2 protein-coding genes and 2 tRNA genes are annotated in these 2,382 nt (G+C 36.9%); 2 read left to right on the forward strand and 2 right to left on the reverse strand.

The window, feature by feature from the left end:
• Positions 1-103: 103 nt before the first annotated feature.
• Positions 104-179, forward strand: a tRNA-Lys gene (locus tag NXS07_RS19500).
• A 6-nt stretch (positions 180-185) separates the two neighbouring features.
• Positions 186-261, forward strand: a tRNA-Val gene (locus tag NXS07_RS19505).
• Positions 262-492: 231 nt separating this feature from the next.
• On the opposite strand, the gene NXS07_RS19510 is transcribed toward NXS07_RS19505, so the two are convergent.
• Together NXS07_RS19510 and NXS07_RS19515 are read right to left on the reverse strand one after the other, a co-directional pair.
• Positions 493-858 carry a YkgJ family cysteine cluster protein gene (locus NXS07_RS19510; RefSeq protein WP_038195980.1) on the reverse strand — a complete coding sequence of 122 codons (366 nt, stop codon included), beginning with the start codon at positions 856-858 and terminating at the stop codon, positions 493-495.
• 323 nt (positions 859-1,181) lie between these two features.
• The gene (locus NXS07_RS19515) at positions 1,182-2,006 is read right to left on the reverse strand and encodes an isocitrate lyase/PEP mutase family protein (RefSeq protein WP_258087461.1); all 825 of its coding nucleotides are present in this window, start codon (positions 2,004-2,006) and stop codon (positions 1,182-1,184) included.
• Positions 2,007-2,382 lie beyond the last annotated feature (376 nt).

A 2,382-nucleotide genomic window follows, 5' to 3' on the forward strand; every position in this document is an offset into this window, starting at 1 on the left:
GTCGTTAGCTCAGTCGGTAGAGCAGTTGACTTTTAATCAATTGGTCGCAGGTTCGAATCCTGCACGACCCACCATTTAGATATAAAATCAGAATTACCTAGTCGGGTCGTTAGCTCAGTTGGTAGAGCAGTTGACTTTTAATCAATTGGTCGCAGGTTCGAATCCTGCACGACCCACCATGAAGTGGGCGATTAGCTCAGTTGGTAGAGCATCTCCCTTACAAGGAGGGGGTCATCAGTTCGAATCTGGTATCGCCCACCACTTCATCTAAATGTCTTAACTCTTCTCATCGTAATACTTCCTCATAGTAATATTTATCCATAACAATATTAATGAATCAGTTGTCTTTTCTGTTATCAAAAAAGCCTTAGATATCCAGCAGAAGTTTAGAATAAGGATTTCTGGCAATGGCGATACTTTTTTCAGGTTGTTAAATGATCTATTTTATTTGTCATTATAAGTTATGACAGGTAATGGAAAAATGAATTAGGCCTACGATTTTGGCAGTGGCGGAAGGCCATGAGCGGCTCTGGCACGATCACAGGCTTCATTGTAATCGTCAGTTTCCCAAGCTTGAGTAAATTCTCTACAAGGAGAAGGTCTTTTATCATAAATGGCACAAGAGACTGATTGACCAATTTCACCACGTAAATTTATACAGCGGGGATTAGGTTCATTTGTGCCTTTCATACAACTCATGAAAGCGTTTAATTTTTCGGTCATAGAGACAGGAACAGTACCTCCGCCATCTTCGGCTTCTGCCCAGTAAAATGAAACACGAAAATATGCACAGCAAGCACCACAGCTTATACAGGGATTATCTTGTAAATTAGATTGAGAAGTTAACGTTTGACTCATACCAGATGCCATTATCTGATGTTTAAGACATACACTCAGGTATAAAATACCTAACCCTCGAAAGTCCGTCTTTTGTGAAAAGATGACCTCTTTGAAAACAGATTATGTTTCTAAGCTGTGTGAATTTTCAAGAGGAATTTATTTTATTTTTATCTAATTGAAATTTTTTAATATTGTACTGTTTTCTGAGTTAGTTATTTTTAGAGTAAAATTGGTATTTTAATTTCATACTTAAATTGTAATATAAGAAACTATATTCTAAGTGTTTTAGATTGTTGTTTAATGTTGCAGGATAGAACGCCATATTTCCTGCAACGTATTGATTATTCTTTCTGAGCCAATAGAGCATTTAGCGCCATATAGTTCAGTTTCGCCTTATCATTTGGCTGTAGCATACCATTTCGTACAAAATTCTCCATACTTGACAAAGTGATGCCATAGGCCTGTTCAGCAAAGAAAGAACCGCCAGAGATCCTTTTCACTCCAGCCGCAAAAAATTCTTCTGCACTGGGAGCACCAGAGTGTGCCATTACATTTAACGGTCCGTTAATATGAGTACTGATCGTTTGGCATATAGCTAAATCGGTTAGACCGGGGATAAAGATACAATCTGCGCCAGCGGCAAGGTAAGCATTAGCACGGGAAATCAAGTGAGCTGGTTCGGTATTTTCACCACGAAGCCATGAATCAATACGCGCATTGATAAACAAATTGTAATTCAATTTATTCGCGGAAGTACGTACAGCAGCTATGCGTTCGGCACCATCCTCTATAGACATTGACTTACCATTTTGAGCATCTTTGATATTAATACCGACACATTCGACAGAATATAAGTCTTGTACAAGATGATCCATATTTTCATCAATGCCCAGCAGACCATCTTCAATGTCAGCAGAAACTGGAAGGTTGGTGCAGCCTGTAATTAAACCTAGCGCTTTCATCACCAGTTTCCGATCGGCTAATTGATTATCAGGGTACCCCAAGCTCCAAGATATCCCAGAACTGGTTGTGGCTATCGCTTTGGCACCACTTTGTTCAGCTAAACGGCTACTCATGACGTCCCAAGAATTGGCTAATATTAGGCGACCTTCCTCATGGAGTTGACGGAAAATTTGAATTTTTTCATTTAGGATTACTGTTTGCATATTGGTTTCTCGAGATGATTTATTTTTTGTCGAATATTTTTCGACTGCTATCGATGTAATTAATATGTTGATATTCATATTTTATGATGAATATCTAGCTTATCATTGCACTGGTTTTTTATACAGTCAATATGTGGATCAATAAAAAAACAATTTTAAATTAAATTTCTAGAATGTAATTAATTACCAGGATTATTTTCTTGTAAAAATATCCTTATTATCAATGTTATTATTATAAATGTTCTTATTCTTTCTTTCTTTTTTTATGAAGGAGGCATCTAAATTATAATGATTTGGTAATTAAGTTAATCAATGAAATTATCTGCACTTTTGTTATAGTCGGTAATACAATACACTGACTTACCGCGTCCACTAA

This window comes from Xenorhabdus bovienii (assembly GCF_024721015.1).
Lineage (GTDB): Bacteria > Pseudomonadota > Gammaproteobacteria > Enterobacterales > Enterobacteriaceae > Xenorhabdus > Xenorhabdus bovienii.